This is a genomic window from Nonomuraea sp. NPDC002799 (assembly GCF_053592075.1).
Map to the genome: position 1 here is coordinate 80,095 of NZ_JBSFVA010000031.1, position 24,806 is coordinate 104,900.

Sequence of the window (24,806 nt, forward strand, 5' to 3'; positions counted from 1 at the left end):
ATGTCCGGGTGTTCGCCTGTCGCACTTCCGCTCCGGTTGCTGATCGTCGTCTTATTGGTCCTGACGAGCGTGGGCCTCGCGCCGGCGCCGTCAGCCGAGGCGTCCGCCCCGCCTGCCCTGGATTGGCAGGCCGCTCTGCGGCAGGCCGAGGGGGACGGGCGGGCGCCCGGCTCGCCGCCGGTCACGCCGGTCCGGCCGGCCGAGCTGGTACGCAGCACCGCCGGCAAGCCGGCGACCAGGACCGCGTTGCCCGCGGCGACGTCGGCCTCGGTGTCCTTGGGGGAGCGCCCGGTGCGGGTCGGACCGCTGGAGGTGAGCGGCACGCCCGGGCGGACCGCGCAGGTGGAGGTGCTGGACGCGGCCGCCGCGGAGCGGGCGGGCGTGTCCGGGTTCGTCTTCCGCGCCTCCGCAGAAAGCGACGTCTCCGTCGACTACAGCGCGTTCGCCGAGCGCTTCGGCGCGGGCTACGCCGACCGGCTCAGGCTGGTGCGGTTGCCCGATTGCGCTCCCACCGGCACCTGTACGCCGGCCGGCACCGGCCGCCCGAGCCTGCGCGGCGCCTCCGGCCGCGTCGCCGTGCCCGCGAAGAGGACGGGCACCCGGCTGACCGCGCGCGTGCCGGCCGGCGTGTTCGCGGTGACCGCCGGGCCGGACGGCGAGGAAGGCACGTTCAAGGCCACCCCGCTGTCGCTGGCGGGCGACTGGCAGGTGTCCACCGGATCGGGCAACTTCTCCTACACCTACACCGTGCCGTTGCCGGAGGCGCCCGCCGGGCCGACGCCGCAGTTCGGGCTTTCGTACTCCTCGGCCGCCATCGACGGCCTGGTCTCCGGCCGGAACACCCAGAGCGGGCAGATCGGGCTCGGCTGGGGCGGCCTGGCCGACTCCTTCATCGAGCGCCGTTACACGTCCTGCCGCGACGACGGGCAGGTCAGCGATGACCTGTGCTGGAAGTCCGACAACGCGACGATCTCGCTGAACGGCCGGTCCGGCGAGCTGGTGCCGGTGCCCGGCACCACTCCCCGCCAATGGCGGCTGAAGGACGACCCGCGCTGGCGCGTCGAACTGCTCACCGGCGCCGACAACGGTGACAACGACGGCGAGCACTGGAGGGTGACGACGCCCGACGGCGTGCAGTACTTCTTCGGCCTGGGCGCCAACCCGGACGTGGGCGTGGAGACCCGGTCGGCGTGGACGGTGCCGGTCTTCGGCGACGACGCCGGCGAGCCGTGCCACGACGCCACTCCGCTGCCCTGGTGCGTACAGGCCTGGCGGTGGAACCTGGACATCGTCGTCGACCCCCACGGCAACGTGCAGCAGTGGGAGTACGAGCAGGAAGTGGGTCACTACGCGGCGCTGAACGGCTGGCCGGGCTTCGAGCACACCGAATATGTCCGCTCCGGCGTGCTGAAGCGGGTCAAGTACGGCAAGCGCAAGGCCCCGGGAGACGTCACCCCCGCGGCGAGCGTGGAGTTCGACCACGACTACCGCTGCGTCACGCTCGACGGCTGCCCGGCGCCGACCGCGGCCACCGCCGCCGACTATCCCGACACCCCGGTGGACCTGATGTGTTTCACCGCGGTGTGCTCCCAGCACGCGCCGGCCTTCTTCACCACGCTGCGCTACACCGAGATCCGGACGGAGGTCAACGACGGTGATTTCACCCCTGTCGACCGGATCACGCTGAGCCACGCGTTCCCCGATCCCGACGCCGCGAGGCCCGGGGACCAGAAGCTCTATCTCACCCACATCCAGCGCACCGGGATGTCGGCCCAGCCGAAGATCCCGCTGCCCCCGGTCACGTTCTTCCCCGTGCTGCTGAACAACCGGATCGACACCGCGGGCGGCACGCTGTCGGCGATGCCGCACTTCCGGATCGCGGCGGTGACCAACGAGTACGGCGGGCAGACCATCGTCACCTACGGGCAGCCCCATCCGTGCCCGAACCCGATCCCGGACCCACCCCACTGGGATGAGAACTCCCGCGACTGCTTCCCGCACTGGCACTCCCCCGAGGGCGGGACCGCCGGGTTCGCCGTCTTCCACAAATGGCTGACCACCAAGGTCGAGGAGCGGGACACCACGGGCGGCGGCCCTCCTGCGGTCACCACCTATCTGTACGGCGACCAGGTGGCGGCCGGACTGCCCAACGGCGCCTGGCACCATGACCGGGACGAGTTCGCCCCCAACAGCGTGCAGTCCTGGTCGGAGTGGCGCGGCTACGCCGACGTCGTCCAGGCGCAGGGCGACAGCCGCACACGTCATCGCCTCTACCGGGGGATGCACGGGGACCGGCTGGCCGGCGACCCGTTCCCCGGGCCCGGTTCGCGCGTGGTCAAGGTGGCCAGCCTCGACGGTTCGGTGTCCAACGTCAACGACGAGAACCGGCTGGCCGGACGTACGCTGGAGACCCAGTCACTGCGTGCCGGCGGCACCGTCGAGTGGGGCACCGTGCACGGCTACCACGCCCAGCGCACCGTGGACGTCACCAGCACCCCCGACCCGCTGGACGACGCCTGGTTCGTCGTGCCCAGCGACACCGTCGACCGGCGGCGGAACCCGGCTGACGGCAGCTACGCCAAGCGGCGCACCGAGACCGTCTACAACGCGCTCCTGGGCACCCCGGACCGCACGGTGGAGCACGGCTGGACCGCGGTCTCCGGCGACGAGCGCTGCACGGTGACGGCGCCGGCGTTCAACGTCGACCGGTGGATGCTCGATTTCGAGGCCTCGGTGACCCGGTACGCCAACGCCTCCTGCTCCGGCGCCGAGGTGTCCAGGCAGGAGGTCGCCTACGACGGCCAGGCCTTCGGCGCCGGCCCCCTCACCGGGGACAAGACGACCACGCGTACGAAGATCAACACCAGCCCGGCCTGGTCGACCAGCACGACCACCTACGACGGCCTCGGCCGTCCCCTGGTCGTGACCGACCCGGGCGGCCACACGCTGACCACCGCGTACACGCCTGGTGAGCGGTACCCGGTGACCACCACGGTCACCAATCACCTGGGGCACACCAAGACGACCGCATGGCACCGCCCGCGACAGGCCCCCCGCGTCGAGACCGACGCGCGGGGGAAGAAGACCTCCTACGTCTACGACGCGCTCGGCCGCCTCACCTCCGCGCGCAAGCCCACCGAGCAGGCCCAGGGCTCGCCCGCGTCGGCCGAGTTCACCTACCAGGTCGACCCGGACCGGGCCGCCCCGGCGATCGTGCGGTCCCGCCTGCTGCAGGACACCACCCGCTATGTGGACACCTGGGCCGTCTACGACAGTTTCCTGCGGGAGAGGCAGTCGCAGCGGCTGTCGCCGGAGCCGGGCAAGGCGCTGACCACCGACACCACCTACGACAACCGCGGGCTGGCGACCGCGGTCGCGCGACCGGAGGCGGTCGCCGGGACCGCCGGGCAGGGCCTCCTGCCCGCCCCGCCGGCCGGATGGGCCAACGACAGGCTCACCCACTACGACGAGCTGAGCCGCCCGGACTGGGTCATCGAGCGGGCCGCGGGGGCCTACCGGTCCTCCACGGTGACCGAGTACACCCACGACACCGTCAAGAACACCCCGCATCCGGCGGCGGGCGGAGTGATCAGGTCGACGGCCGACGCCTACGGGCGCACCGTGCGCGTCGAGGAGTTCGACGGCTCGGCCTGGCGGCCCACGCGCTACGGCTACGACGCCGCCGACCGGCTGGTGTCGGCCACCGACCCGGCCGGCAACACCACCACCTACACCTTCGACATGGCCGGCCGGCGTACCGCGATGAGCGACCCCGACCTCGGCGCGTGGACCTACGGCTACGACCCGGCCGGCAACCAGATCCGCTCCACCAGCGCGACCGGCGTCCAGCTCCACACCGCCTTCGACGCGATCGGCCGCCAGACCGAGCGGCGCAAGGACTCGCCGTCCGGCCCGCTGCTCGCCACGTGGTCCTACGACGCGACGGGCGAGAAGGGCCTGCTGAACAAGTCCACCCGATTCGACGCGACCGGCACCTGGGTGGTCGACGTCACCGGCTATGACGACCGGGAACGCGTCACCGGCCGCACCTGGACCGTCCCGTCCGGCGTGGCCGGTCTGGCCGGCGACCACACCGTCGGGTACGGCTACGACGCGGCCGACCACCAGACGTCGGTGACCTACCCGGCCGTCGGCGGCCTGCCCGCCGAGACCGTCACCACCGCCTACAACGCCGTCGGCCTGGCCGAGACCCTGACCGGTGCCGCGGAGTACGTCTGGAACACGATCTACGACAACCGGGGCCGCGCCGCCTGGGTGCTCTCCGGTTCACGCACGGTGCCGTTCAGCCGCACCTTCGCGTACGACGCCGACCAGCGGCTGTCGCGCATCCAGGCCGGCGGCGGCAGCACCCTCATGCAGGACATGCGGTTCGGCTACGACCTCACCCTCGGCAAGGTGATCGAGCGCGACACCCTGCTGAACGGGCAGAGCTGGCGTGAGTGCTTCGCCCACGACGACCGCCAGCGGCTGACAGGAGCCTTCACCACGACCGGCACCTGCGCCGCGGGACCGCCGGGAACCGGGCCGAACCCGTACAACCACACCTACGAGTACAGCGTGGACGGGAACCTCACCAAGCGTGTCGAAAGTGGCACCCCGGTGCCCTACACCTACCCACCGGCGGGCGGGCCGCGACCGCACACCCCCACCGCCGTGGGCGGCACCGCCTACACCTGGAACGCCAACGGCGACATGGCGACCCGGGTCACCGGCGCCCAGAGCCAGACGTTCACCTGGAACGCCGAACGGCAGTTGACCGCGCTGGCCGGAGCGTCCTTCGTCTACGACCCCGACGGCAACCGCCTGCTGCGCACCACCGCGACGGCCACCACCCTGTACGTCGAGGGCCAGGAGATCACCAAGCCGGCCTCCGGCGCGGTCACCGCCGTCCGCAGCTATCTGTTCGACGGCACGGCCACGGCGACCCGCTCCGCCACCGGCGTGGAATACCTCGCCACCGAGAACCAGGGCTCGGTCACGCTCACCGTGCCCACCGGCGCCACCAGCCCCAGCAAGGTCCGCACCTACCAGCCCTACGGCAAACCGCGCACGACCGACGCCACCGCCACCGATCGGGGCTGGATCGGCCAGGTCGAGGACAAGGCGACCGGGCTCGACTACCTCAACGCCCGCTACTACGACCCCGTCATCGGCCGGTTCATCTCCCCCGACCCGGTGTTCCGGCAGGAGGTGCCGCAGTCACTCAACCCCTACGCCTACGGCCTGAACAACCCCGCCGCCTTCGCCGACCCCTCCGGGCTCGACGCCTGCGACACCCCCGACTGCGGGGACGGTGTGGTGGCTCCGTCTCCGTCCAAGGACAAGAAGAAGGAGAAAAAGAAGAAGAAGAAGGGCACCGCGATCGGCAAGACCCCCGGGTCCGGCCCGCCGGGCCAGGGCGCCGGCCGCGTCCCGACCCTGCCGGACGCGATCGTCGAAGCCTTGAAGGACGCGGCCGACGACCTGCTCAACAGCGAGTGGTCGGGCCGGGGAGGGTGCCGCGGCTACACCCTGCCCTTCAACATCCCGGTCATCGGCGGCGGACGCGACGAGTGCATTCTGGTCACCGAAGAGAACATCGGCAGGGTGGACTCCCTCGCCGGCATCGGCACCAAGAAACCGGGCTTGTCGGCCACGATCTCGCTGATGAGCACCAACGCGCACAACATCGACGACATCGCCGGCTGGGGCGTGTGCGCCGGCGGCGGCGCGTACGGTCTGACCACCACGGTCTGCGTCAGCCTCGACTCCCACCTGAGACCCACCGGAACCTTCATCGTCCTGCCCGGGATCTCCACCAGCGGCGGGGCCTGGGTCTCCTTCGGCTGGACCGAGGTCACCGAGATCATGAAAACCCCCGGGTGGGCGAAGAGCGCGCTCGAACACAACGCCCGGGGCACGTCCTTCGTCCTGAAGTTCTGGGGCTGCGACAACGACATCTCCTGCCGGCTCGGCGCACTGGACGAGTTCCTCAACCCGGGTGAGTCCATAGAGATGGCACCAGGACCGATGCCCGGCGACCCGGGCTACGACTCCGGCGGTGCCCTCGCCTGATCACCGCCCTCTCGCCCGCGCGGGCGCCGCTCAGCCCGGCACCCGCGCGGGTTCGCGCCGCGGTGATGATCCGGAGACGGAGCCGAGATGGTGGGCTGACGCCTGCCCAGCACCATGGTTCGCGTCGACCGGTTGCGGTGAAGGGGGCACGCATGGGGGAGGCTACGGCGATCCTGCCCGGATTCGCGCTGCTGCCCGCGCTGCGCAGGCTCGACGCCCTGCTCGCCGCCGCGCTCGACCTCGTCCCCGAGGTCTACGGACCGTCCGCGTCCGGCGACCCCTACCGCGGGCTGGTCATCGGGCCGGACGAGGTCGGCAGGCTGCTGCGCAGGGACCCCGGCGAGCCGCTGTTCGGCCCGCTGCTCGACACCGGCGGGTGCGCGGACGGCCCGGCCACCGGGCACGAGGCGATCCTCGGCACGCTGATGGACGCCTTCGCGCTCACGTCCTTCGACCTCGACCTCCTCGTCCTCGCCACCGCCCCCGACCTGGACCTGCGCTACGAACGGCTCTACGCCTACCTCCAGGACGACGTGACGCGGCGGCGCCCCAGCGTGGACCTCGCGCTCAACCTGCTCTGCGCCGCCGCCGACGAACGCATCGCGGCCCGCCGCCACTTCGCCGCCGGCGCGCCCCTGCTGCGGCACGGGCTGCTCCACCTGTCCGGCGAGGACGGCCGGCCGCTGCTCGCCCGGACGATGCGGGTGGACGACCAGATTGTGCGCCTGCTCATCGGCGAGCGGACCCTGGACGACCGGCTCGTCCCCTGCGCCAGGCTCAGCCGTCCCTCCGGCAGCGCGGCGGAGCTGCGGCTCGATCCGGCCACCCGGCACGCGCTGCCACCGCAGGGCACCGGCGACGCCGCCCGGCTGTTCTTCGCCGGTCCGCCCGGCGCTGGGCAGGCGGAGGTGGCCGCGGCGCTGGCCGCCGAGCGCGGGCTGGGGCTGCTGACCGTCGATCTGGAGCAGGCCGAGGCGCCGGTCCGCGAGGTGCTCAAGGTGGCCTTCCGCGAGGCGTGGCTGCAGGGCTGCGCCATCCTCGTCCTCGGTCTGGAGGAGCTGCCCCCGGAGCCGGGACTCACCGCGTGCCTGGCCCGCGAGGTCGCCGGGGCCCGTACGCTCACCGTGCTCTGCGGGCGGCGGCCCACGGGCGGGGCCGTCGTGGTGGTGCCGTTCCCCGAGCCCTCCGCCGACCTGCGGCGCCACTACTGGCAGCGGGAGCTGACCGCGGCCGGCCTCGTCCCGGACGAGGAGATGGTCGAGCGGCTGGCCGGCCAGTACCGGCTGAAGGCGGCCGGCGTGGCCGAGGCGGTCTCGGCCGCCCGCGCCCGGTCGGACTGGCAGCACGGCGCCGAGCCGGGCCCGCGCGAGCTGTTCGCCGCGGCCAGGGCGCAGTCGGGCCAGGAGCTGGCGGCGCTGGCCCGCAAGGCCGAACGGGTCAGCCCGTGGGGCGCGCTGGTCCTGCCGGAGGACGCGCTGGGCCAGCTCCGTGAGCTGTGCGACCGGATGGCGCGCCGGCGCCGGGTGCTCGGCGAATGGGGGTTCGGCCGCACGCTGGCACTCGGCCGCGGCATCTGCGCGCTGTTCGCCGGCCCGTCCGGCACCGGCAAGACGATGGCCGCCGGCGTGGTCGCCGGCGAGCTGGGCCTCGACCTGTACGAAGTGGACCTGGCGACCGTCGTCAGCAAATACATCGGCGAGACCGAGAAGAACCTGGAGCGGGTGTTCAGCGCCGCCGAGAGCGCCAATGCCGTGCTCTTCTTCGACGAGGCCGACGCCATCTACGGCCGCCGCTCGGAGGTCCGCGACGCCCACGACCGCTACGCCAACCTGGAGATCGCCTTCCTGCTGCAGCGCATGGAGCGCTACGACGGCATCGCGATCCTCGCCACCAACCTGCGCGAAAACCTCGACGACGCCTTCCTCCGCCGTCTGCACTTCGTGGTGGAGTTCCCGATGCCCGACGACGCGCATCGCGAGCGGATGTGGCGCGGCTTCCTGCCGCCGGAGGCGCCCGTGAACGAGGGCGCGGACGACGGCGTGGACCACGCGTTCCTGGCCCGCGAGTTCCGGCTGTCCGGCGGCAACATCAAGAACATCGTGCTGGCCGCCGCGTACCTGGCCTGCGGGGAGGGACGGCCGATCGGCATGTCCCATCTCGTGCGCGCGGCCTGGCGCGAATACCAGAAGATCGGCCGGGTGCTGTCGCCCGCCGACGTCGGCGAGTACGCCGCGCTGCTCGCCGGAGAGGAGGGCCGGTAGTCATGCTGCAGGACCTCGACGCGACCATCCGGGCGATGCTCGCCGATCCGGACGTGCCACCGTCGATGGACGGGGTGTCCATCACGTTCAGAGCGCCGGACAAGGGATTCGGCTTCGACGGCCCCACCGTCAACCTGTTCCTGTACGGCATGCGCGAGAACCGTGTGCTGCGCGACCCGGTGCCGATCGTGGAACGGGTGGGCGCGACGTTCGTACGGCGCACGCCGCCGCTGCGGCTGGACTGCGACTACCTGGTGACGGCCTGGTCGAAGCGGACCGGCGACGCCGCCGTGGAGGAGGAGCACCGGCTGCTCGGCCTCGCCCTGGCCAAGATCGTCCGGTTCCCGCTGGTGCCGCCGGCCTATCTGCGCGGCAGCCTGGCCGACCAGCCGTATCCGCTCCAGGTGTGGCCGGCGCAGGAGGACGACGGACGGAGCCTCGGCGAGTTCTGGAGCGCCCTCGGCGTGGCGCCGCGCCCGGCCTTCCACCTGTCGGTGACCGTCACCGTGGACCCCCAGGAAACCCAGCCCGAGGGCCCGCCGGTGGCGACCAGCAGGGTCACGCTGGACGACGACCTCACCCCGGCGACCACGGGCGAGAGCCGCTACACCATCGGCGGCACGGTCCGGCTCGCCGGCGGCGGCGCGCCGGTCCCCGGCGTCACCGTCACCATCGACGCCGCCCGATCCGCCCGCACCGACACCGCGGGCCGCTACGTCCTGTCCCACGTCGGGGCGGGCTCACACGTCCTGCGCGCCACGGCGCCCGGCCACAGCCCGGCCGAGCGCACGATCACCGTTCCCGCGCCGCTCGGCGCCTACGACCTCGAACTGCAGAACTGAGAAGGAGTTCCGATGGCCGACTACGCGACTCCCGGCGTCTACGTCGAGGAGGTTGAGCTCACGCCGTCGATCAGCGGCGTCGGCACCAGTACCGCCGGGATCATCGGCGTCTCCACCTGCGCCCTCATGCCGTTCCAGCCGGACGGGGTGACGAAATACCCCGCCGCGCCGCTCGGCCAGCCGATCCAGATCACCAGCTTCGAGCAGTTCAAACGGCACTTCGGCGACATCGACCCGGGCGACGCCGACGGCCCCGGCAACAAGATCCTCGCCCACTCCGTCTACGGCTTCTTCAACAACGGCGGCTCGGTCTGCTGGGTGACCCGCGTGGCCAACCTCGGCGACGCCGCCGCCGTCCAGGGCGTGCTGACCAAGTTCGCGGCCATCGACGAGATCGCGATCGTGGCCGCGCCCGGCGCGCACGCCGCCGACGTGCAGCTCGCGCTCATCGAGCACTGCGATGACGCCAACCTGAGAGACCGGTTCGCCATCCTCGACGGCCAGGTCACCACGACCATCACCAAGGCCGCCATCATGGGCTCGCTGGTGAACGACAGCGACTACGCGGCCATCTACTTCCCCTACGTGAAGGTCAGAGACCCCAGCGGCAAGGAGAAGGAGGTGCTGCTGCCGCCCAGCGGGCTGATGGCCGGCATCTACGCCCGCGTCGACCAGGAGCGCGGCGTGCACAAGGCGCCCGCGAACGAGGTGGTGCGCGGCGCGCTCGGCCTGACCTACCAGACCTCCAAGGCCGAGCAGGGCGTGGTCAACCCGGCCGGCATCAACGTCATCCGCGTGCTCAACGGCGCGGTGCGGGTGTGGGGCGCGCGCACGCTCGGCGCCGCCAACAGCGAGAAGACCCGCTACATCAACGTACGCCGCCTGATGATCTTCCTGCGCGAGTCCATCGACGAGGGCACCCAGTTCGCGGTCTTCGAGCCGAACAACTATCCGCTCTGGCAGCAGATCACCCGCACCCTGACGGCGTTCCTGACCCGGGTCTGGCGTGACGGCGCGCTCTTCGGCGACCAGCCCGAGCAGGCGTTCTACGTCAAGTGCGACGCCTCGACCAACCCGCCGGAGATCCGCGACGCCGGGCAAGTGATCATCGAGGTCGGCGTGGCGCCGGTCAAGCCGGCCGAGTTCGTGGTCTTCCGCATCGCGCAGTTCTCCCAGATTCCCGCCAAGTAACCCGTCCCGTCCCGAGGAGGCGTCGCAGATGGCGACCGGAGCGCGCGTCGATCCCTACCGCAACTACAACTTCCTGCTGGAGATCGACGGCATCACCCAGGCCGGCTTCACCGACTGCTCGGGGTTCGGCGCGAGCGTCGACCCCATCGAGTACCGCCAGGGTGGTGACAACACCACCAACCTGAAGCTGCCCGGCCAGACCAAATATCCCAACATCATGCTCAAGTGGGGGCTGACCGACTCCCGCGAGCTGTACGACTGGTTCCGCGACGTCACCAAGGGCATCGTCTCGCGGCGCAACGGCAGCATCATCCTGCTCGACCTGTCCGGCAAGCAGGAGGCGTTGCGCTGGAACTTCTTCGAGGCCTGGCCCACGAAATGGGACGGCCCCGACTTCTCCGCCAAGGGCACGGACGTCGCGATCGAGACCCTCGAACTCGCCCACGAGCGCATCGAGAGGGCCTGAGCATGTTCCGGACGGAGCACGAGTTCACGCTGCCGCTCGGCTACCTCGACGGAGAGGGGACCCTGCACCGGCAGGGTGTGCTGCGCCTGGCCACGGCCGCCGACGAGATCCATCCGCTGCGCGACCACCGGGTGCAGCAGAACGAGGCGTACCTGATCGTCATCATCCTGTCGCGGGTGATCACCTCGCTCGGCTCGCTCTCCCAGATCACCCCGAAGGTGATCGAGGGCCTGTACGCGGCCGACCTGGCCTACCTGCAGGAGCTCTACAACCAGGTCAACCAGCACGGCGCGGCCGAGACCACCTGCCCGCGCTGCGAGCACGCGTACGCGATGGCGGTGAACGGCTCGGGGGGATCCTGAGCTACCCCCTCAAGGCCCTGCACGAGGAGGTAGCTTTCATCGCTTATCACTTCCACTGGCCCGTCGAGTCGGTCATGGACCTCGAACACGCCGACCGTGGCCGCTGGGTCGCGGAGATCTCGGCCATCAACCACCGCATCAACGAAGGGAACCCGACGTGACGCAGAACCGCTGGCTGGCGTGGGCGCGCGGGCGCACCGTCCGCCCGGGGGCGCGGCACCGGCCGCGCGGCGTCGGCATGACGTTCCTGCGCGTGCCCGGCCGGGTCCTCTTCGTGCGCGGCAGCCGGTGGAGCTCGCCGCCGTCCCGCCCCTACCCGGTCATCCGGCACACGGCCCGGATCGTCATCGTGCCGGTCGGGCGTCCGCCCGCGTCGCCGGCGCGGCCGGCGTCGCCCGTGGGGCCGCGGCGGAGCGAGGCGCTCGGGCGGCGCATGGTGCTGCCCGGCGTGCCGGCGCTCCGGGCGGCGGGGACTACCGGCACTGCGGGGATTGTCAGTGCTGTGAGGACTGCCGCCGGGACGGAGCTGGTCGCCCGGCTCGTGCACGCCCGCCGGCGGGTCGAGCAGCTCCCCGTTCGCGGTGTCCGGCCCGGCGTGCCGGACCGGACCACCCGCCCCGGCACGCCGCCGGCCGCCCTGATGGTCGCGGCGGCTCCCGCGGTCGTCCGCCAGGCGGCCAGGGGCGGATCTCACCCGGCGCGGGTAACGGGCCCGGACTCCCGGGCCACCGAGGTCCGGGATCCCCGGCCCACGGCCCTCGCCACCGCTGCGGAGCCGTCGTGGCCCGGCGGCACCGGCACCGGCACCGGCACGTCCCCGGACCTGGAGCGGCTCACCGACCAGATCGTCGACCGGCTCGACGCCCGCCTGACCGCGCAGCGCGAGCGGTTCGGCCGGGGCTTCTGAGCGGCTGAGGGGAGGCTTCGATGGCGCTGGAGAAACTCCAGGTGACGGTCGTCCACACGGGCGAAGTGGTGCACCTGCCGCTCAATCCCGAGGAGTACACGCTCAACCGGGACAACACGTTCGCCACCCAGGCCATCCCCGGCCTGTCGGGGCCGATCCTGCAGTTCGTGAACGGCAACACGCAGACCCTGGAGATGGAGCTGCTGTTCGACACCTGGAGCACGCCCAGCGCCGTCAAACGCGACGTGCGCGAGCTGACCGGCCAGATCACCAAGCTGCTCGACATCGACAAGGACCTGCACGCGCCGCCTGTGCTGCGGGTGCAGTGGGGCAGCCTGGACTTCCACTGCGTGCTGGTGCGGGCCGGTCAGAAGTTCCAGATGTTCGCCGACGACGGCCGCCCCGTGCGGGCGCGGGTGTCGGTGACGTTCAACCGGGTGATCGATCCGGAGCGCGAGGCCAAGGAGGTCGACCGCCAGACCGCCGACTTCTCCAAGGTGCACCACCTGGTGGACGGCGAGACGCTGAGCGACCTCTCCACGCGCTACTACGACGATCCGCGCCTGTGGCGGCCGATCGCGCTCGCCAACGCGCTCGCCGATCCCGGCGCGCTGCCCTCCGGGCTGGTGCTGCGCATCCCGGCGCTGCCGTACCACGATCCGGAGAGCGGCGAGGTGGTGCGCTGACATGGCCAGGTTCCCCTCCTACGCGCCGGACTTCCGGGTCGAGATCGACGGCGGTCCGCTGCCCGCCGCGCTGCGCGGCTGCGTGAGCCGCATCAGCCACACCGACGGCCTGCAGGGCGCCGACCGGGTCGAGGTGACCGTCGCCAACCCGGATCTGCGCTGGCTCGACCATCCGCTGCTGCAGGTGGACCAGCCGTTCACGTTGTCGCTCGGCTACGCGCCCGACCCGCTCGAACTCGTCTTCACCGGCGAGATCACCGGGGTGACCGCGACCTTCCCGAACGGCGGCATGCCCACGCTGACCGTCGTCGCGCACGACTTCCTGCAGCGGCTCACCATCGGCACCAAGGACCGCGGCTTCATGGTGAACGTTCCCGCCATCGGGCACTTCCCGCTGCCGGACCCGCTGGTCACCTCGCTGGTGTCGGCCGAGAACCTGCTGATCCCGCTGCCGGACCCGGTGGGCGCCGCGTTGTCGTTCCTCACCGCCGCCATCGCGTACGCGGCCAGCCCGACGGAGGCCAGGAGGGGCGTGCGCCTGCAGCAGGAGGAGAGCGACTTCGGCTTCCTCAGCCAGATCGCCAAGGACAACGGCTGGGAGATGTACATCGACCACACGCTGGAGCCACGTGGCCGGGTGCTGCGCTTCCAGTTCCTCATCCAGGACTACGCGCCCAGCGCGGCGCTCGTCTGGGGGCGGTCGCTGACCGACTTCACGCCCCGGCTGAGCACGGTCGGCCAGGTGGCCGGCGTCGCCGCCCGCGTCTGGCTGCCGAGCGTCAAGGCCGAGATCGTCGTCGTGCTGAGCTGGGACTACGACCGGTCCGCCTTCGATCTGCGGATCTTTCCCGGCCTGGACGGGCTGGAGAGCCTGCTCGGCGAGAAGAAGGCGCGCAAGGTGCTCACGACCTCGGCCGTCGGCCCGGCCACGATGCCGAAGAAACTGCTCAGCGAGCTGCTGCCCCGGCTCAACGGCCGCCTGACCGGCAGCGGCAGCGCGGTCGGTGATCTGGCGATCAAGGCGGGCCGGGTGATCGACCTGCGTGGCCTGGGCAAAGAGTTCAGCGGCCTGTACCGGGTCACCTCCGCCACGCACACCATCGACGGCGGCGGGTTCAGGACCGCGTTCGAGGTCCGCAAAGAGGTGTGGTTCGAGCCGGTGCCGACGCCGTCCGGGCTGGCCGGGCTGGCCCGCGTCAACGGCCAGCGGATCGGATGAGGGGAGCGACATGTCGACGCTGTTCGAGCGGAGCGCCGGGCAGGAGGAGGGCGGGCGCGGGCCTGCCGCCAGCATCGCCTCCGCGACCGTCGTCAACAACCTGGACCTGGTCATGGAGGGCAAGGTCCTCGTCCGGGTCCCGGCCCTGGGCCAGGAGGTGTGGGCCCGGTTGACGGCGCCCGGCGCGGGCAACGGCGCGGGCGTGTTCTACGTGCCGCGGGTGGGTGACGAGGTGCTGGTGGCGATGGCCGGGAACGATCCCACCGACACGTTCGTGCTCGGCGGGCTGTGGAACGCCCGGGACCGGATCCCCGTCTCCGACCCGGTGACCGCGCAGTCCACGCGCGTCGTGCGCAGCGGGATGACGGCCGGCACCGGCCACGAGATCGTCATGGACGACCTGGTGCAGAGCGTGAAGGTCAGCACCAGCACCGGACAGAAGATCATCATGGATCCGACGAAGATCGAGATCACCAACCTGGCCGGAACCGTGCGGATCATCCTGGACAACGCCACGCAGAAGGTGTCGATCACCTCGGCCGCCGCCATCGAGCTGAAGGCGCCCAAGATCTCGCTGGAGGGAGCCGCCGTCGAGATCAACGGCGCGGCCACCACGACCGTCAAGTCAGGCGGCGTCTGCAACGTCACCGCACCCCTCGTGAAGATCAACTGAGACCGGAGATCCTGCCATGCCGCCAGCCGCACGCGTGCTCGACCCCACCGGCCACCCCGGTTCGATCATCGGGCCCGGCGTGCCGACCGTGCTGATCGGCGGCCTCCCCGCGGCCGTGTTCGGCGACAACCACGCCTGCGCCATGCCGCCGCCCGCCGGGCCGCATCCGCCCAGCCCGCTCGTGCTGGGCAGCCTCACCGTGCTGATCGGCGGGCGCGGCGCGGCGCGGGCCGGCGACCTGTCCGGCTGCGGCGCGCCGATCGTGTCCGGCCTGCCCACCGTGCTGATCGGAGGCTGAGCCGATGCCCGGCCCCGACGACCCCCGCGCCTTCCTCGGCACCGGATGGGCCTTCCCCGTCTCGGTGGGACCGGACGGCGCCTTCGCCACGGCCTCCTACGAGGAGGACGTTCACCAGGCCATCACCATCATCCTGGGCACGAACCCGGGTGAGCGGGTGATGCGGCCCGACTTCGGCGCCGGCCTGGAGACGTTCGTCTTCGAGCCGATCAACGCCACCACGATGACCAGGATCCGCAACCGGGTGCGCGACGCGCTGGTGGACTGGGAGGCCCGCATCGACGTGCTCGACGTCACCGTCACCGCCGACCCGGACCGGCAGGGGCGGCTCGATATCGAGGTCGGCTACCGCATCCGCGCCACCAACAGCCTGCACAACCTCGTCTACCCGTTCTACCTGCGCGAAGGGGCGCCCCAATGACCGCCTGCCTGCGCGAGGGGGCACCCCGATGACCGCCCCGACGACCGCGCCCCGACCGGGGAACGAACCGCGGGACGCGGCGGCGTTCGTAACGGAGTTGCACGCCCCGGACGAACCGCGGGACGCGGCGGCGTTCGTGGCGGAGCTGCACGCCCGCCGTCCCGGCTATGTGCCCGAGTGGCGGCCCGGCGCGCAGGGACCCGACGTGGCCCTGGCCGAGGTGCTCGCCCGCTACCTGGCCGCCGTCGAGCTCCGGCTCGGTCACGTGCCGGGCAAGCTGCAGCTCGTCCTGCTCGACCTGCTCGGTGTCCGCCTGATCCCCGCGCAGGCGGCCCGCGTGCCGGTCGTCCTCAGCCTGGCCCCGGACGCCGCCGACACGTCCGTGCCCGCCGGCACCAGGCTGCTGGCCAAGCCGCCCGCGCCCGCTCCGGGCACGGACATCCCGCGCACCGCACCGCCCGACCAGGTGATCTTCGAGACCGAGCGCTCCACCGGCCTGGCCGCCGCCCGCCTGGCCGAGCTGCGCAGCGTGTGGCCGGGCCGCGACCAGTCCATCGACCACCTGCCCGCCCTCACCGAGAGCCGGACGTTCCACCCCTGGCTGCGGTCCGACCTGGAGGACATGCCGCACCACCTCTACCTCGCGCACCGCACCCTGCTCAACCTGTCCGGCGACTGCCACATCACGGTCGAGTTCGAGCTGAGCCAGGGCGCCTCCGAGCCGTTCGACACCGTGTGGGAATACTGGGACGGCGAGGTCTGGCGGCCGTTCGCCAACAACGTCGCCGCCTGCGACCGGGCCGCCGCCGACCGGCAGGACGGCACCGACCGGCTGCGGCGGACCGGCGCCGTCCATCTGGTCAGCGGCTGCGCGAGCAGCAAGCCGGTCGCGGTGGGCGGCGTCGAGAGCCGCTGGGTGCGGGCACGGCTGACCGAGCCGCTGCCGCCCGACCCGGCCCTCCTGCTGCCCGAGGTCGAGCGGATCAGGCTGGCCGCCGTCGTCACCCGCGAGATCGCCGTACGCTCCCCCGCCGGCGGCCCGCCCGAGATCGCCGGCGGGCTGACACCCGATCACGGCGTCGCCGACGGCGTCGAGGCCGACCTGAGCGCCCCGTTCCACCCCTTCGGCCCGCAGCCGGGGCCGGGCTCGGTCTTCTTCTTCAGCTCCGCCGACGCGTTCACCAAACCGGGTGCCGACCTGCGCATCTGCTACGTCCGTACCGAGACGCCGCAGGATCGCACGGCCGCCGCCGATGACCAGCCGCTGCCGCACCTGGTCGCCTGGGAATACTGGAACGGCCGGATCTGGGCGCCGCTCCCCCTGCTGGCGGCCGCCACGTCGGCGCCCGCGGACCTCGACCCGCCGTCCTCGGCCCCGTCGGGCACCATTCAGACCATCGTGCCCGCCGACATGGAGCCCGTGGAGGTGGCCGGGGTCGAGGCCAGATGGATGCGGGCCCGCCTGGTCAGCGGCGGCTACGGCAGCACCAGGACGATCACCTGGCAAGGGGCGGACGAGCAGGTCAACACGCTGACCTACGTCGTCAACCGGCCGCCCGCGCTGTCGGCGTTCAAGCTCGGCTACGCGTGGACGTCCGGGCCGTTCCCGCCCGAGCACGTGCTCGCCTACAACGACTTCCAGTACGCGGACCGGACGGGGGAGGCCGTCTGGCCCGGCCGCACGTTCCGGCCCTTCACGCCGCCCGCCGATCCGACGCCCGCGCTCTACCTGGGGTTCGACCGGCCGCTGCCGGTCGCCAGGCTCGGCCTCCTCGCCGACGTCATCGAGGACCCGGCCGAGCCCACCGGCCCCGCCATGGTGTGGGAATACTGGGACGGCGGCGCCTGGCGCGGCCTGCACGTGGACGACGAGACCCGCGGCCTGCGCCTGCCCGGGCTGATCGGGCTGATCGGGCCGGAGGACGCGGCGCCGCTGGCCCGGTTCGGCACCCCGCGCAGCTGGCTGCGCGCCCGGCTCAAGGAGGACGGCCCGCCCGGCGCGCCCGCGATCCGCGGCCTGTTCCCCAACGCGGTCTGGGCGGTGCAGCGGCAGACACTGCTCGACGACCCGATCGGCGCCTCGTCCGGCCTGCCGGACCAGGTCTTCGCCGTGCCCCAGATCCCGGTGCTGGCCGGCGAGCGCATCGAGGTACGTGAGCTGGCCGGGCCGCGAGCCGGCGTCGAATGGCGGATCGTCGCCCACGCCCTCTTCCCCGACGGCCGCCGCGCGGTCCGCGAGATCGAGGAGTTGCTCGGCCGCGAAGGCGGCGGGCTCGACGTCGACTACGGCGACCTGCGGCTGCGCCGGGACCGGGTCAAGCGGGTGAGCGAGGTGTGGGTGCGCTGGACGGGGCGCGCCGACCTGCTCGGCTCCGGCCCCGCCGACCGCCACTACGCGCTGGAACGTTCCCGTGGGCGGCTGGCGTTCGGCGACGGCACGCACGGCATGGTCCCGCCCGCCGGAGCCGCCGTGCTCGCCCGGCGCTATCAGAGCGGTGGCGGCTCCTTCGGCAACCTGCCCGCCAACACCGTCACCCAGCTCCAGGCGGCCATCGGCGGCGTGCAGGCCGTCACCAACCCGGTCGCGGCCGAGGGCGGCGCCGACGCCGAGTCGCTGCCCGCCGTACGCGAGCGGGGCCCGGCCACGCTGCGCCACCACGGCCGGGGGCTGACCGCCGCCGACCTGGAGGCCCTGGCCCGCGAGTCGTCCCCGGCGGTCGCCGTCGCGCACGCGCTGCCCGCCGGCGGCGGGCGGCGGCCCGGGCACGTCACGCTCGTCGTCATCCCGGCCTCCCCCGATCCCCGTCCGTGGCCGTCGCACGGGCTGCGCGAGCACATCAGGGCCTACGTCGAGGCGCGCGCCCCGGCCGGCCTCGCCGGGCTGCGGCTGCTGGAGGTGACCGGACCCGCCTACCGGCCGGTGGACGTCGAAGCCACGCTCGTGCCGCGCGACCCGGCGGAGGCGGGCGCGGTCGAGCAGCGGGCCAGGGCGGCGCTGGGCGACCTGCTGCATCCGCTGCGCGGCGGCCCCGACGGCGGCGGCTGGCCGCCGGGACGGGCCGTGCACCTGTCCGACGTGGCCACCGTCCTCGCTCGGGTGGACGGGGTCGACCACGTCGAACGGCTCGCCGTCTCGGCGGGCGGCCGGATCGGCGGGAACCGGGTGGACATCCCGCCGCACGCCACCGTGGTGGCGGGCGAGCTGAGGCTGAGGCTGACATGAGGGAGGAACGACCATGGTGACCGGGTTGCCGCTGCCCGGCCTGGACGACCGGCGCTGGCAGGACCTCGTGGACGAGGCCCGTGCGCTGATCCCGCTGTACGCGCCCGGCTGGACCGACCACAACGCGCACGATCCGGGCATCATGCTGATGGAGCTGTTCGCCTGGCTCGCGGAGATGGACCTGTACCGCGTCAACCAGGTGACGGACGGGCACCGGCGCCGGCTGCTCGCGCTGGCCGGGATCACCCCGCTGCCGCCCCGGCCCGCCGGCACCCTGCTCGGGCTGTCCTGCGGGCGGGCGCTGGCGGTGCCGGCGGGGCTGGAGTTCGAGGGGCGGGGGCCGTTCGGCGAGCGGATCCGCTTCCGCGCCCGGCACGGACTCACCGTCCAGCCCGGCCGCCTGGTCACCGTCGCCACGGGCGCGGCCGGGGCGGGCCCGAGCGGCGACGGCGGCGTGCGGCGCGACGTGTCCGCGTCGCTGGCGCGCGAGCGGCCGGTGCTGCCCTTCGGGCCGGACCCCCGGCCGGGTGCCGCGCTCTACCTGGGCTTCGACCTGCCGTGTCCGTGGCCGGCCGGAACCGTGCTCAGTCTCGGGACGGCCTTCGCCGACGACGGAGGCGCGCATTCGGCGGAGCTGGCATGGGAGCAGTTGACCCGGCACGGCACGTGGGCCCCGCTCACCGCTCGCGGCGGACCCGCCCGGGTCTCGCTGACCTTCCCGGCGCGTGCGGTGCCCGGGGAGGACGGGCTGGCCTGGATCCGTGTCCGCCTGGCCCGTGGCGGCTACGACGCGCCGCCGGTGCTGACGGCGCTCGCGATGAACGCGGTCGAGGCCGTCCAGGCGGTGCCGGGGGTGACGACGCTGACGATCGCCCGTGACGCGGTCGTCGAGGGCGACCCGCCCGCGCCGGGCAGCCGGGTCCACCTGGACCTGGAGTTGTCGCCGGCCGGCGAGGTGACCCGCCTCGGCTTCCCCGCCGGACCGTCCTCCCCGGGCCTCCCTACCGGACCGTCCTCCCCGGGCCTCCCTACCGGACCGTCCTCCCCGGGCCTCCCTGCCGGACCGTCCTCCCCGGACTCCCCCGCCGGACCGTTCTCGCCGGGCGACCGGCCGCTCGTCCGGGTGCTGGAATGCGACCTGGCGGAGCGCAGGCTGACGCTGGCCGTCGCGGCCGTGTGCCGGGGCACCGGCGCCCCCTCCCAGCGCATCGAGATCCCCGGGGCCCCGATCTCCGAGGACGATCTCCGGCTGCACAGCCAGGAGGGCGGGTCGTGGCGGACGTGGGCGATCCGGCCGGACTTCGACGCCTCGGGACGGGCCGACGCGCACGCCGTGGCCGGCCGTACCGGCGGGAGCGTGACGCTCGGCGACGGTGAGCGCGGCCGGACCGCGCCGCCCGGCTCGACGCTCCTGCTCACCGCCCGCCTCACCCGGGCCGAGCACGGCAACCTGCCGGTGGGCGCGATCGACCGGGTGGCCGGCACCCCGGTCAACCGGGCGCTGCTGCCCGGGCTGGACGAGATCATCACGGCGCTCGGTGTACGCAACGTCGTGCCCGCGACCGGCGGAGCCGCCGAGGAGACGGTCGCCGAGGCAGGGCACCGCGCCGCCGCCGGATGGACCTCCCCCGCGCGGGCCGTCACCCTCGACGACCACGTGGCGCTGGCCCTGGCCACCCCGGGCACCCGGCCGGCGAGGGCCGAGGCACGCGCCAACGCGCATCCCGGCTTCCCCTGCCTGACCACGCCCGGCATCGTGACCGTGCTCGTCCTGCCCCACCTGCCCGCGGGGCGGCCCGAGCCGAGCCCGGGGCTGCTGCGGGCCGTCGCCGCGCACCTGTGCCCGCGCCGGGTGCTCGGCACCAGGATCGAGGTCGCAGGACCGGTGTACGTCACCGTCACCGTTCGCGCGACGGTCGCGCCCGCGCCCGGCGCCCGGCCGGCCGAGCTGCCCGCCGCCGTGCACACCGCGCTCGACCGGTTCTTCGACCCCCTGACCGGCGGCCCCGACGGCGCCGGCTGGCCGTTCGGCCGGGACGTCTACCGGGCCGAGGTGCTGCGCGTCCTGGACGAGGTGCCGGGGGTCTCCCACGTGGCGGCGCTGGAACTGGCGGCCGGCGACGGGCCGCCCGGATGCGCGGACCTGTGCGTCGGGCCGACCGGCCTGGTGGCGTCCGGGCCGCACGAGATCGAGGTGACCCCATGACCCCGCTGACACCGGTGGACCCCCAGCGTCTGGTGCACGTCCAGGGAGAGCGGCTGGCCCGGCGCGACTTCGACGACCAGGGCCGCCTGGACGACCAGGTGCGGTGGTGGCACAACCGGGCCCTGCATCACGCGTACGGCGTCGTCCGCGGACTGACGGTCACGATCGAGGCCGGCGGCGCCACCGTGCAGCCGGGACTCGCCTACGACTGCCACGGCCGCGAGCTGATCCTGCACTCCCGCCGGACGGTGGCCCTGCCCGGCGAGGAGCCGTCCTACCTGGTGCTGACGCACACCGGCGGCGAGCCGGCGTTGCGCTGGGTGCCGCGCCGACTCTTCGCGGCGGCGGACGGGGTGCCACTGCACGAGCACAAGCACGACGCGACGCCGCTGTACCCGAACGAGCAGAACGCGACGCCGCCGCACGCGAACGGACAGGACACGGCGCCACCGCACGCGAACGGACAGGACACGGCGCCACCGCACGCGAACGAGCAGGACGCTGCGCCGCTGGACGCGGACGAGCAGGGCAGCACGTTCACGCCGCCGCGCGCGCGGCCCCAGGCCCGGCCGCTCATCGGGCACGGCGCCACCGTCACCGGCCAGACCCCCTGGCTGCGCCTGACCCGCAAGCGTCACTGCAGCGTGCGGGCCTTCGGCATCGAGGTCGCGGTGGACACCTCGGCGGCCGGATTCACCGGCACGCCGTGTTACTTCGCCCAGCTCACCGGCTCCCTGGTGACGCCGGCCGAGCCGGACCGGCCCTTCGTCCCGCTCGGGCACATCGCGCAGGCGACCAAGGACGGCTTCCGCTACCGGCTGCTGATGCCCTGGCTGCACCAGGAGGAACGCGACGCGGCCCAGGTGGCGGCGCTGGCCAGGTCCACCGGTCTCGCGGTCACGTGGATCGGGATCCAGCAGCTTCAACCGTACTCATCGCACCAGCTAGGAGACGGCGGCACGCATGAGCTTCATTGACGCGGCACGCTCGGTCGAGCGGCAGCGCTTCTTCGACGGGCAGCGCCTGTTCGCCGCCGACCTGCAAGGGCTGGAGGCGTTCAACCGGGAGATGCGCTGGCTGCACAACCAGAGCCTGCACCAGCCCGGCATCGGCAACGGCTTCGAGGTCCACGGCCGCAAGGACGGGCGCGAGGTACGCGCCGGCGCCGGTTACGCCGTCGACGACCTCGGCCGGGAGATCGTGCTGACCGGCGAGCGGGTGATCCCGGTTCCGCCCGTCGCCGGGGACCCCGGCGGAGGGCCGCAACGCTACGTCCTGACCGTGCGCTACCCGTCGGACGAGGACCTGGAGGAGGTCGAGCTGCGCGAGGGGCTGTGCGACACGCGCGGCGCCGTACGGCTGCGGGAGGAGCCGGTGTTCTGCTGGGTGCCGCTCAATCCCGACGGCAGCCCCGCCGCGAGCCAGGCGGAGATCCTCAGCGGCCGGGCGCTGGTCCTGGCCGAGATCGCGGTCCGCAACTGCAAGCTGGACAAGGACCTCAGCGTCGCGCAGCGGCGCAACGCCCGCCCGGCGGCCGTGCCGCGCATCGCCTGCGGCATGGCCGATCCCACCCCGTGGCAGGACTGGCCGCTGGGCGGGGACGAGCAGCGGCTGTTCGCCGGGTACGCCCTGGTCGGCGGCGTGCAGGCGGACATCGACACGAGCGCGGCCGGTTTCCTGGTCACGCCCGGCTACTTCGCCCGCATCGACGGGCCGCGGATCCTCACCCTGCCGACCGAGCCGGTGCAGAACGGGGAGACGTCCGATGGGGTGCTCAACGGGGACGCGCCCGAGGGGGTGTTCGACGGGCTGCTCACCATCGTCGACGCCAAGCCGGGCGGCTTCAGGGCCAGGGTTCTGGTGCTGGCGCTCGACGCCGAGAGCACGGCCGGCCTGCCGCCGCTGCCCGAGCTGCTGTCGCAGTGGCGGGTCGGCTGGATGGGCGTGGAGGGCTGATGGGGCCGTACCTGTACGCCAACCGGGACGGCGTCTGGCCGGACTTCGTCCGCCACGACGTCGAGATCGAGGACGGGCGGCTGGTTCCGGCCCGGCTGCCCGGCCCGGCAGGCCCGCTGCCCGAGGGACTGCCCGGCGGGCCCGGAGGTCCCGAAGGGCTGGCCGCCGCCCATGACGGGACCGTGTTCTTCTCGGTACGGGGCGCCGTCTCGCGCGTCGATCCCTGCGACGGGACGGTCAGCGTGCTGGCCTGCGTGTCCGGGCGCGGGCTGCTCGTGCATCCGGGACGCCGGGCGCTGCTGGTGGCCGACCCGGCGAACGGGGTCGTGACGCTCGTGGACCTGGCGACGTACCAGGTGGTGGACGTATGGGAGGGCCCGTGCGGCTCGGGGGCGCTGGCGGGGGACGCGGCGGGGCGCGTGTACGTCGCCGGGGACGACCGGGTCGAGCAGTTCACGGCGGCCGGCGACGTCGTGCCCCGGTTCTGGGCGACCCTGTCCGCGCAGGCGACGCTGGCGGAGCCGGTGGCCGTCGCGGCGCTGGGGACGCGCGTGCACATCCTCGACCGGGCCCGCCGGGTGGTGCTGGTGGCCGACGCCCGAGGGCGGCTGCTCGGCGAGACGGAGCTGCCCGCCGAGATCGGCGACCCCCTCGCGCTGGCCGTCACCGCCGACTCGATCTACGTGGGCGGGGGGCGGCTGGCCAGGCTGCGGCCGGACGGCACGTACGTGGGGCTCGCGCCCGGCTACCCCGGCCCCGTCGCGGCCCTGGCGCTTGACGCGGACGGCGTCCTGCTCGTGCATCCGGGCTGGTCGGCGCCACCGCTGCGCCTGGACCGGCACGCCGCCTACGTCCGGCGCGGTGTCGCCTGGGGCGGCCCGTTCGGCGGGTTCACGCCGTCGGAGAAGTCCTGGCACCGCCTGGCCGCGGCCATGGACGTCCCGGCCACGGCCCGGGTGCGCTTCTACGTGCACACCTCCGACGACCCGGCCGCCGTGCCGCCGGTCGATCCGGCGGCGGCCGAGCCGTTCCCCGCGCCCGCCTGGACGCCCGGCCCCGCCGACCTGGGTGACTTCCTGATCCACCGGCCGCCGGGCGAGCTGGCGTGGATCGGCGTGCTGCTGGGCGGCGAGGGCCTCGGCGACGCGCCCGCCGTCGAGCAGATCCGGCTGGACTACGACCACCAGGGATACGAGCGGCACCTGCCCGCCATCCACCAGCAGGGCCCCGACGGGGTCCTGACCCGCTACCTGGCGCTGGCCGAGAGCCTGTTCGGCGAGGTGGCGGACGACATCGACGGGCTCGGGCGGCTGCTCGCCCCCGACGCCACGCCCGACCTCGCGCTGCTGGCCCGCTGGGTGGGGCTCGACCTGGTGCCCTCGTGGACGCCGGCGCAGGCGCGCGACGCGGTCGCGCACGCGCTCACCGAGGCGGCCGCCCGCGGCACCGCCGCGGGTCTGCGCGCCGCCCTGCGCCGCCGCACCGGGCTGGAGACGGCCATCGAGGAGCCGTTCACGCACGCCGCCTGGTGGGCTCTGGCCGGCGGCGGCACGGACGACCGCCACGCCTGCCTGCTGGGCGTCACGACCGTGCTCGCGGCCGCGCCGCCGCAGGGCAGCGTGCTCGGCTCGACGGCGCTCGTGGACGAGTCGCACCTACTGAGCGGCGAAGAGTACGCCGCTCCGCTGTTCGAGGAGGCCGGGGCGCACCGCTTCGCCGTCCGCGTCTACCGCGGCGCCGCCTTCTCCGCCGACCGGCTGCGGGCGGCGCGGGAGGTCGTCGAACGGGAGCGGCCCGCGCACGCCGCGTACCGGATGTCCGTGGTCGAGCCGCTGCTCGCCATCGGCGTGCAGGCCACGGTCGGCGTGGACACGATCGTCGGCGGCCCGCCCGCGACCGCCCGCCTGGACGACGACGCGGTCCTCGACGGCGCCCTCGTCCTCGGCGGACGCCCGCCAGGGCAGGTCGGCGAACGCGGCCGGATCGGCGTGACCACGGTGCTGGGCTCATGACTGAAGGA

General features: G+C 73.5%; 18 protein-coding genes. All 18 read left to right on the plus strand.

Annotation, left to right across the window (positions count from 1 at the left end):
• Positions 1 to 69 precede the first annotated feature (69 nt).
• Complete coding sequence (locus ACWD0F_RS39135; protein WP_449885656.1) at positions 70 to 6,075, plus strand: RHS repeat-associated core domain-containing protein; 6,006 nt, start codon at positions 70 to 72, stop codon at positions 6,073 to 6,075.
• A 152-nt stretch (positions 6,076 to 6,227) separates the two neighbouring features.
• The gene (locus ACWD0F_RS39140; RefSeq protein ID WP_449885659.1) at positions 6,228 to 8,336 is read left to right on the plus strand and encodes an ATP-binding protein; all 2,109 of its coding nucleotides are present in this window, start codon (positions 6,228 to 6,230) and stop codon (positions 8,334 to 8,336) included.
• A 2-nt stretch (positions 8,337 to 8,338) separates the two neighbouring features.
• Positions 8,339 to 9,178 (plus strand): Pvc16 family protein, encoded by an 840-nt coding sequence (locus tag ACWD0F_RS39145; RefSeq protein ID WP_449885662.1) that lies wholly within the window; start codon positions 8,339 to 8,341, stop codon positions 9,176 to 9,178.
• 12 nt (positions 9,179 to 9,190) lie between these two features.
• Positions 9,191 to 10,369 (plus strand): phage tail sheath family protein, encoded by a 1,179-nt coding sequence (locus tag ACWD0F_RS39150; RefSeq protein ID WP_449885665.1) that lies wholly within the window; start codon positions 9,191 to 9,193, stop codon positions 10,367 to 10,369.
• 28 nt (positions 10,370 to 10,397) lie between these two features.
• Positions 10,398 to 10,835, plus strand: a complete 438-nt coding sequence (locus tag ACWD0F_RS39155) for a phage tail protein (RefSeq protein ID WP_449885668.1) — start codon at positions 10,398 to 10,400, stop codon at positions 10,833 to 10,835.
• Positions 10,836 to 10,837: 2 nt separating this feature from the next.
• Positions 10,838 to 11,197 (plus strand): phage tail assembly protein, encoded by a 360-nt coding sequence (locus ACWD0F_RS39160; RefSeq protein WP_449885670.1) that lies wholly within the window; start codon positions 10,838 to 10,840, stop codon positions 11,195 to 11,197.
• A 17-nt stretch (positions 11,198 to 11,214) separates the two neighbouring features.
• Positions 11,215 to 11,358 carry a DUF6760 family protein gene (locus ACWD0F_RS39165; protein WP_449885727.1) on the plus strand — a complete coding sequence of 48 codons (144 nt, stop codon included), beginning with the start codon at positions 11,215 to 11,217 and terminating at the stop codon, positions 11,356 to 11,358.
• Complete coding sequence (locus tag ACWD0F_RS39170) at positions 11,355 to 12,104, plus strand: hypothetical protein (protein WP_449885673.1); 750 nt, start codon at positions 11,355 to 11,357, stop codon at positions 12,102 to 12,104. The genes ACWD0F_RS39165 and ACWD0F_RS39170 overlap by 4 nt, the downstream gene beginning before the upstream one ends.
• Positions 12,105 to 12,124: 20 nt before the next feature.
• Positions 12,125 to 12,790 carry a CIS tube protein gene (locus ACWD0F_RS39175; protein ID WP_449885675.1) on the plus strand — a complete coding sequence of 222 codons (666 nt, stop codon included), beginning with the start codon at positions 12,125 to 12,127 and terminating at the stop codon, positions 12,788 to 12,790.
• 1 nt (position 12,791) lies between these two features.
• Complete coding sequence (locus ACWD0F_RS39180; protein WP_449885678.1) at positions 12,792 to 14,009, plus strand: phage late control D family protein; 1,218 nt, start codon at positions 12,792 to 12,794, stop codon at positions 14,007 to 14,009.
• A gap of 10 nt (positions 14,010 to 14,019) precedes the next feature.
• Positions 14,020 to 14,682 carry a phage baseplate assembly protein V gene (locus tag ACWD0F_RS39185; protein ID WP_449885680.1) on the plus strand — a complete coding sequence of 221 codons (663 nt, stop codon included), beginning with the start codon at positions 14,020 to 14,022 and terminating at the stop codon, positions 14,680 to 14,682.
• 16 nt (positions 14,683 to 14,698) lie between these two features.
• The gene (locus ACWD0F_RS39190; RefSeq protein ID WP_449885682.1) at positions 14,699 to 14,980 is read left to right on the plus strand and encodes a PAAR domain-containing protein; all 282 of its coding nucleotides are present in this window, start codon (positions 14,699 to 14,701) and stop codon (positions 14,978 to 14,980) included.
• Between the two features lie 4 nt (positions 14,981 to 14,984).
• Entirely contained in the window at positions 14,985 to 15,401 is a 417-nt protein-coding gene (locus tag ACWD0F_RS39195) for a GPW/gp25 family protein (protein ID WP_449885685.1), read from the plus strand.
• A gap of 28 nt (positions 15,402 to 15,429) precedes the next feature.
• Complete coding sequence (locus ACWD0F_RS39200) at positions 15,430 to 18,624, plus strand: putative baseplate assembly protein (protein WP_449885687.1); 3,195 nt, start codon at positions 15,430 to 15,432, stop codon at positions 18,622 to 18,624.
• A gap of 13 nt (positions 18,625 to 18,637) precedes the next feature.
• A complete protein-coding gene (locus ACWD0F_RS39205; protein WP_449885689.1) occupies positions 18,638 to 20,830 on the plus strand; it encodes a putative baseplate assembly protein in 2,193 nt (730 codons plus the stop codon).
• Positions 20,827 to 21,807 (plus strand): hypothetical protein, encoded by a 981-nt coding sequence (locus tag ACWD0F_RS39210; RefSeq protein ID WP_449885692.1) that lies wholly within the window; start codon positions 20,827 to 20,829, stop codon positions 21,805 to 21,807. Before ACWD0F_RS39205 ends, ACWD0F_RS39210 begins: the two co-directional genes overlap by 4 nt.
• Positions 21,794 to 22,786: a hypothetical protein gene (locus ACWD0F_RS39215; RefSeq protein ID WP_449885695.1), complete on the plus strand. Its 993-nt coding sequence runs from the start codon at positions 21,794 to 21,796 to the stop codon at positions 22,784 to 22,786. The genes ACWD0F_RS39210 and ACWD0F_RS39215 overlap by 14 nt, the downstream gene beginning before the upstream one ends.
• Complete coding sequence (locus ACWD0F_RS39220; RefSeq protein WP_449885698.1) at positions 22,786 to 24,798, plus strand: phage tail protein; 2,013 nt, start codon at positions 22,786 to 22,788, stop codon at positions 24,796 to 24,798. Before ACWD0F_RS39215 ends, ACWD0F_RS39220 begins: the two co-directional genes overlap by 1 nt.
• The last annotated feature ends 8 nt before the right edge of the window (positions 24,799 to 24,806 follow it).